This window comes from Segatella copri, from assembly GCF_026015295.1.
Classification (GTDB): domain Bacteria; phylum Bacteroidota; class Bacteroidia; order Bacteroidales; family Bacteroidaceae; genus Prevotella; species Prevotella copri_C.
This window is the reverse complement of the sequence record NZ_JAPDUW010000001.1, coordinates 2206428-2212500: the sequence shown is the minus strand read 5'-3', so window position 1 is coordinate 2212500 and position 6073 is coordinate 2206428. Positions and strand designations below refer to the sequence as shown.

The 6073-nt window shown below is 41.0% G+C and carries 8 protein-coding genes (1 of these 8 running past the window's edge); 7 read left to right on the top strand and 1 reads right to left on the bottom strand.

Annotation, left to right across the window (positions count from 1 at the left end; translation table 11 throughout):
• The 7 genes from ONT18_RS09430 to ONT18_RS09400 form a co-directional block, all read left to right on the top strand.
• Positions 1–376 carry the final stretch of a sensor histidine kinase gene (locus ONT18_RS09430; RefSeq protein ID WP_264905163.1) on the top strand. 791 nt of this gene lie to the left of the window's left edge, so the window shows 376 of its 1167 coding nt (coding positions 792–1167); its start codon lies beyond the left edge, outside the window; the stop codon is at positions 374–376.
• A gap of 104 nt (positions 377–480) precedes the next feature.
• A complete protein-coding gene (locus ONT18_RS09425) occupies positions 481–999 on the top strand; it encodes a YceD family protein (RefSeq protein ID WP_118190142.1) in 519 nt (172 codons plus the stop codon).
• 28 nt (positions 1000–1027) lie between these two features.
• On the top strand, positions 1028–1213 hold the full coding sequence (gene rpmF / locus ONT18_RS09420; protein WP_006848356.1) for a 50S ribosomal protein L32: 186 nt from the start codon (positions 1028–1030) through the stop codon (positions 1211–1213).
• The gene (locus tag ONT18_RS09415; RefSeq protein ID WP_264905162.1) at positions 1213–2226 is read left to right on the top strand and encodes a beta-ketoacyl-ACP synthase III; all 1014 of its coding nucleotides are present in this window, start codon (positions 1213–1215) and stop codon (positions 2224–2226) included. The genes rpmF and ONT18_RS09415 overlap by 1 nt, the downstream gene beginning before the upstream one ends.
• 146 nt (positions 2227–2372) lie before the next feature.
• Positions 2373–3254 carry a GTPase Era gene (gene era, locus ONT18_RS09410; RefSeq protein ID WP_264905160.1) on the top strand — a complete coding sequence of 294 codons (882 nt, stop codon included), beginning with the start codon at positions 2373–2375 and terminating at the stop codon, positions 3252–3254.
• A gap of 221 nt (positions 3255–3475) precedes the next feature.
• Positions 3476–4789, top strand: coding sequence for a ribosome biogenesis GTPase Der (gene der, locus ONT18_RS09405; protein ID WP_117694991.1), 1314 nt, complete (start codon positions 3476–3478; stop codon positions 4787–4789).
• A gap of 39 nt (positions 4790–4828) precedes the next feature.
• Positions 4829–5227, top strand: coding sequence for a hypothetical protein (locus ONT18_RS09400; protein WP_118081422.1), 399 nt, complete (start codon positions 4829–4831; stop codon positions 5225–5227).
• A 69-nt stretch (positions 5228–5296) separates the two neighbouring features.
• Here the strand turns inward: ONT18_RS09400 and ONT18_RS09395 are convergent, their stop codons facing one another.
• A complete protein-coding gene (locus tag ONT18_RS09395) occupies positions 5297–6070 on the bottom strand; it encodes an ABC transporter ATP-binding protein (RefSeq protein ID WP_022121318.1) in 774 nt (257 codons plus the stop codon).
• Positions 6071–6073: the final 3 nt, after the last annotated feature.

Sequence of the window (6073 nt, the reverse complement as noted above, 5' to 3'; positions counted from 1 at the left end):
TGTCAAAATGGTGAAGGAAATTCCTGAACAGGATGTTATTGTTAAGATGAATGCTTCTCTCTTTGAATGGGTGATAGAAAATCTTTCGAAGAATGCTGTTGATGCTATGGGAGCAAATGGTGGACAGATTACGCTCCATGTGGAAGAAATAGATGATAAAGCTATTATAGAAGTTTCAGATACAGGAAATGGTATAAGAAAAAAGGATTTGAAGAATGTATTCCGTCCCGGTTTTACTACCAAAAAGCGAGGCTGGGGCTTAGGTTTATCACTAGCTAAACGAATCGTAGAAGAATACCATCATGGTAAAATATGGGTGAAAAGTACAGAAATTGGGCATGGAACCACCTTCAGAATTGAGTTAAAGAAAGAATAATCAATTAATAATGAGTGATTTTAGTGATTTTTACATAAAAAATTATTTTATCTCAAAAATTATTTGTAACTTTGCAGCCCGAAACAATATAGTATATATTGAATATGTGTAACATAGATTCTTTTAAGATTGATTTGAAAGCTTTACCTCAAGGTATAACCGAAAAGGAATTTAAGCTTACCAATGAATATTTTGAGGCAATCGATGCTCCTGATGTTCAGAGAGGCGAGTTGTCAAGTAGTCTGTCTATCAATAGGACGGATGACTTCTTCGAACTCAATTTCCATACTGAGGGAGTGGTTCACATACCATGCGACATCTGTCTGGACGATATGGATCAAACCATTGAGACTAATGACAGGCTAGTCGTAAAATTCGGAGAAGAGTACTCAGAGGATGATGATCTGGTGACTGTGGCCGAGAACGAAGGAATACTCGATGTCGCCTGGTTTATCTATGAATTTATAGATCTCAATATTCCCATCAAGCATGTGCATGCACCTGGAAAATGCAACCCTGCTATGATTGAAAAGCTCAATGAGCATTCTGCCGCCCGAAGCGGTGAGGAAGAAGAGGAAACTGTAGATCCACGCTGGGAAGCTCTATTGAAATTGAAAAAATAAAAATTAAAATTTTAAACATTTAAAAATTATGGCACATCCTAAAAGAAGACAGTCAAAGACACGTACACTTAAGAGAAGAACTCATGATAAGGCAGTAGCTCCTACATTGGCAGTTTGCCCTAACTGTGGTGCATACTATGTATACCACACTGTTTGCCCTACTTGCGGTTACTATCGTGGTAAGGTTGCAATCGTTAAGGAAGCAGCTGAATAATGGGTAAGATTAATGCTGTAATTACAGGTGTCGGTGGCTACGTGCCAGACTATATCCTCAACAATGAGGAGTTATCTCGCATGGTAGATACAACAGATGAGTGGATTACCACCCGTGTGGGTATCAAAGAGCGCCGCATCCTTACAGAGGAAGGCCTTGGAACCAGCTATTTGGCACGTAAAGCTGCCAAGCAGTTGATTCAGAAGACTGGCGTGGATCCAGATACAATCGATGCATTGATTGTAACAACCACGACACCTGACTATAAGTTCCCTTCTACAGCATCTATCGTCCTCGGCAAGCTGGGTTTGAAGAATGCTTTCGCATTTGACTTCTCTGCAGCTTGCTGTGGATTCTTGTATACCCTTGATGTTGCTGCAAGCATGATTCAGAGTGGTAGATACAAGAAGATTATTGTGATTGGTGCTGACAAGATGTCTTCATTGGTAGATTACACAGACCGTGCTACTTGTGTTCTCTTCGGAGATGGAGCAGGTGCGGTTTTGGTGGAGGCAACTGAAGAGGAGAACGTTGGAGTTCAGAACTCATACCTTCGTACAGATGGACAAGGTTTGCCTTTCCTTCACATGAAGGCTGGTGGTTCTGTTTGCCCTCCTTCACATTTTACAGTTGATCATCGTCTGCATTATCTTTATCAGGAAGGTCGTACTGTATTCCGTTACGCAGTAACAGATATGAGCAACGACGTGATGAAAATCATGGAAATGAACAACCTGAAGGCTAATGATGTGAACTGGGTAATTCCTCACGAGGCTAATCTCCGTATTATTGAGGCAGTAACCAAGCGTGCTGGAATTCCACTTGATAAGGTGGTTGTAAACATCGATCATTATGGAAATACTAGTGCAGCAACAATTCCATTGGCACTCTGGGATGCAGAAAGCCAATTGAAGAAGGGCGATAACGTCATCTTCACAGCATTTGGTGCAGGATTTGTACATGGCGCTTCTTTCTATAAGTGGGCGTATGATGGCGCTGCTTACGGAAAGTAATCTATAAAAATAGGATAGAATAATTATCTATATAAGGAAACGCATCTTTCTTATTTCTCTATAAATAAGTAAGGATGCGTTTCTTTAGCTTAAAAACAATAGAGCTTAACTTCTTGATAGTAAAATTTTGCTAAATTCAATTTTTTATGCATAAAGCTGGTTTCGTAAATATAGTAGGTAACCCTAATGTGGGAAAAAGTACCTTGATGAATCAATTGGTGGGTGAACGTATTAGTATTGCAACTTTTAAGGCTCAGACAACCCGTCATCGTATCATGGGTATTGTGAATACTGATGATATGCAGATTGTATTTTCTGATACTCCTGGTGTTTTGAAGCCTAATTACAAGATGCAGGAGATGATGCTTGCCTTCTCTGAGAGTGCATTGGCGGATGCTGATGTGCTGCTTTATGTGACAGATGTGATAGAAAACCCTGAAAAGAACATGGAATTCTTGGAAAAGGTTAAGAAAATGCAGATTCCTGTACTCTTGCTCATCAACAAGATTGATCAGGGTGATCCGAAGAAGTTGGGTGATATTGTTGAAAAATGGCACTCTTTGTTGCCTAATGCAGAGATTCTTCCTATCTCAGCGAAGAATAAGTTCGGAACGGATATGCTCTTGAAGCGCATTAAGGAACTCTTGCCGGAATCTCCTGCTTTCTTTGATAAGGATCAGCTGACAGACAAGCCTGCCCGTTTCTTCGTTTCAGAGATTATCCGAGAAAAGATTTTGCTCTATTATGATAAGGAAATACCTTATTCTGTAGAGGTAAGAGTGGAGCGATTTAAGGAAGATGAAAAACGTATCCACATTAATGCGGTGATTTATGTTGAACGTGATTCCCAAAAGGGTATCATCATCGGGCACCAGGGGATTGCATTGAAAAAGGTGAATACCGAGAGTCGTAAGGCTTTGGAAAAGTTCTTCGACAAGAAAATCTTCTTGGAGACTTTCGTAAAAGTTGATAAGGATTGGCGCAGCTCTCAGCGAGAACTTGATGCCTTTGGATATAATCCGGAATAATTGATAGTTAAGAGTTAATAGTTTAAAGACGCCCTTAATAACTATAAACTATCAACTGTAAACTATCAACTAAAATAACTCCTCCCTGAATGTAATCGAGGGAGTGACTCTCGCCAAAAGAGCGAGGGCCGGAGCAAGGTCAGCTTCGGCAAATTATTAACTTGGATGCAGAGACCACATCCTTGAATACCTCCTAAAAGGAAGGAGGATAATGACTGTTTATGGCAAATTTAGTAGCTATTGTAGGACGCCCTAATGTGGGTAAGTCTACTTTATTTAATCGTTTGACTCAATCACGTCGCGCTATCGTTAGTGATACTGCCGGTACTACTCGTGACCGTCAGTATGGTAAGTGCAGTTGGAATGGTAGAGAATTTTCGGTTGTTGATACCGGTGGTTGGGTTGTAAAATCTGATGATATTTTTGAAGATGCTATCCGCAAGCAGGTGCTTGTTGCTACCGAAGAGGCTGACCTGGTTCTCTTCCTGGTAGACGTTAACACTGGCCTTACTGATTGGGATGAAGACGTGGCGCTTATTTTGCGTCGTGCCAAATTGCCTGTTATCCTTGTTGCTAACAAGGTTGATAACAGCGCAGAGTATTATCAGGCTGCTGAGTTCTACAAGTTAGGCTTGGGGGATCCCCAGTGTATCAGTGCAGCTACAGGTGGTGGTACTGGTGATTTGCTTGATATGATTCTGGACAAACTTCAGGATAATCCTGAGGAGGCAATCGAAGAAGATATTCCTCGTTTTGCGGTAGTAGGTCGTCCGAATGCTGGTAAGAGTAGCATTATCAATGCTTTTATAGGTGAGGATCGTAATATCGTGACAGAAATTGCTGGTACTACACGTGATAGTATCTATACCAGATACGATAAGTTTGGCTTCGATTTTTACCTGGTTGATACAGCTGGTATCCGTCGTAAGAACAAGGTAAGCGAAGACTTGGAATTCTATTCAGTGATGCGTTCTATCCGTGCCATCGAGAATAGTGATGTCTGCATCCTGATGCTCGATGCTACCCGTGGTATCGAGACCCAGGATATGAACATCTTCCAGTTGATTCAGAAGAACAACAAGAGTCTGGTGGTTGTAGTAAACAAATGGGATTTGGTTGAGGAGAAGAATCAGAAGGTAATTGATACTTTTGAAAATGCAATCCGCAAGCGTATGGCCCCATTCGTAGACTTTCCTATCATCTTTGCTTCAGCCTTGACTAAGCAGCGTATTTTCCGAGTATTGGAAACTGCCAAGGAAGTTTACCAGAACCGTAAGGCTCATATTGGAACTTCTAAGTTGAATGAGGTGATGTTGCCTATTATCGAGGCATATCCTCCACAGAGCATAAAGGGTAAGTATATCAAAATTAAGTATTGCACCCAGTTGCCTAATACAACGATTCCTTCGTTTGTGTTCTATGCAAACTTGCCTCAGTATGTCAAGGAGAATTATCGCCGTTTCCTGGAAAATAAGATTCGTGAGAACTGGTCATTACATGGCTGTCCTATCAACGTCTTCATTCGTCAGAAGTAAATAAATGAAGCGAAGAATGCAGAATCAAAGTGTATAAAAATGAAGAAACTTTTGATTTTTATGATATTCATGGTGGGATTGGTATTTTCTTCCTGTAGGGAGGAAAAGCCTGATCCTGGCTATCTTGCAGGTATTGCTGCCAAGGGATATTATGATTTGCTTTTAGAGGGCAAGTATAAGGAGTTTGTAGACGGCTACAATCAACCTTATCGGTTGCCAAATGGCTATCAGAATCAATTGCTGATGAATGCCAAAATGTTTGTTGAGCAGCAGCAAGATGAACATAAAGGTATGGTTAAGGTGAATGTACTGAATGCAAAGGCTGATACAGCGCATCATGTTGCTGATGTTTTTCTGCAAGTGGTGTATGGTGACAGTACTAAAGAACAGATAGTGGTACCTATGGTAGAGGTCAAGGATGCCTGGAAAATGAGATAGTATTTATTTTGTAATAAAAAAGCCATCAGCCAGTTTCTGGGCTGATGGCTTTTTTTGAACGATACTGTTTTATTTGTTTTTAGCTTCTTCCAGCTCTACCTCCTTTACTTTGCGGAAGAGATCGGAAGCAAAGACTAAATCGTTGAGTTTCTCGTTTGTTGAGGTCATCACTTCATCTTTGTTGCCTTGCCATTCTTTATGACCTTGGTAGATAAAGCAGATGTTTTCACCAATGCCCATCACCGAATTCATGTCGTGGGTGTTGATGATGGTAGTCATATTATAGTCTTTGGTGATGCCTGAAAGCAGTTCATCTATCACAAGTGAGGTCTTTGGATCCAAACCTGAGTTTGGCTCATCGCAGAACAAGTATTTCGGATTCATTACGATGGCACGTGCAATAGCTACTCGTTTCTGCATACCACCCGAGATTTCTCCAGGATATTTCTGCTGAGCCTCTATCAGATTGACGCGGTCAAGACATTCCTGAGCCCGTTTTACGCGCTCCCTGTAATTCATGGTAGAGAACATATCAAGTGGAAACATGACATTCTCAAGTACATTCAGAGAGTCGAACAGGGCTGCGCTTTGGAAAATCATTCCCATCTCGCGGCGCATCAGAACTTTTTCTTTTTTCGACATCCGGGTGAAGTCACGGTCATCGTAGAGAACTTCACCACTTGTAGGCTGAAGTAATCCTACGAGATTCTTCATGAGTACGGTCTTTCCGGAACCGCTCTGTCCGATTATCAAATTAGTCTTTCCTGTTTCAAAGGTGACGTTTATATTGTCTAATACAACCTTGTCGCCAAACGACTTGGTGAGATTTCTAACTTCTATCATAGT

What these genes read in the sequence shown, in the direction of transcription:
- era (WP_264905160.1), top strand. Translation starts at nt 2,373, where the DNA reads ATGCATAAAGCTGGTTTCGTAAATATAGTAGGTAACCCTAATGTGGGA.
- ONT18_RS09395 (WP_022121318.1), bottom strand. Translation starts at nt 6,070, where the DNA reads ATGATAGAAGTTAGAAATCTCACCAAGTCGTTTGGCGACAAGGTTGTA.
- ONT18_RS09415 (WP_264905162.1), top strand. Translation starts at nt 1,213, where the DNA reads ATGGGTAAGATTAATGCTGTAATTACAGGTGTCGGTGGCTACGTGCCA.
- der (WP_117694991.1), top strand. Translation starts at nt 3,476, where the DNA reads ATGGCAAATTTAGTAGCTATTGTAGGACGCCCTAATGTGGGTAAGTCT.
- ONT18_RS09400 (WP_118081422.1), top strand. Translation starts at nt 4,829, where the DNA reads ATGAAGAAACTTTTGATTTTTATGATATTCATGGTGGGATTGGTATTT.
- ONT18_RS09425 (WP_118190142.1), top strand. Translation starts at nt 481, where the DNA reads ATGTGTAACATAGATTCTTTTAAGATTGATTTGAAAGCTTTACCTCAA.
- rpmF (WP_006848356.1), top strand. Translation starts at nt 1,028, where the DNA reads ATGGCACATCCTAAAAGAAGACAGTCAAAGACACGTACACTTAAGAGA.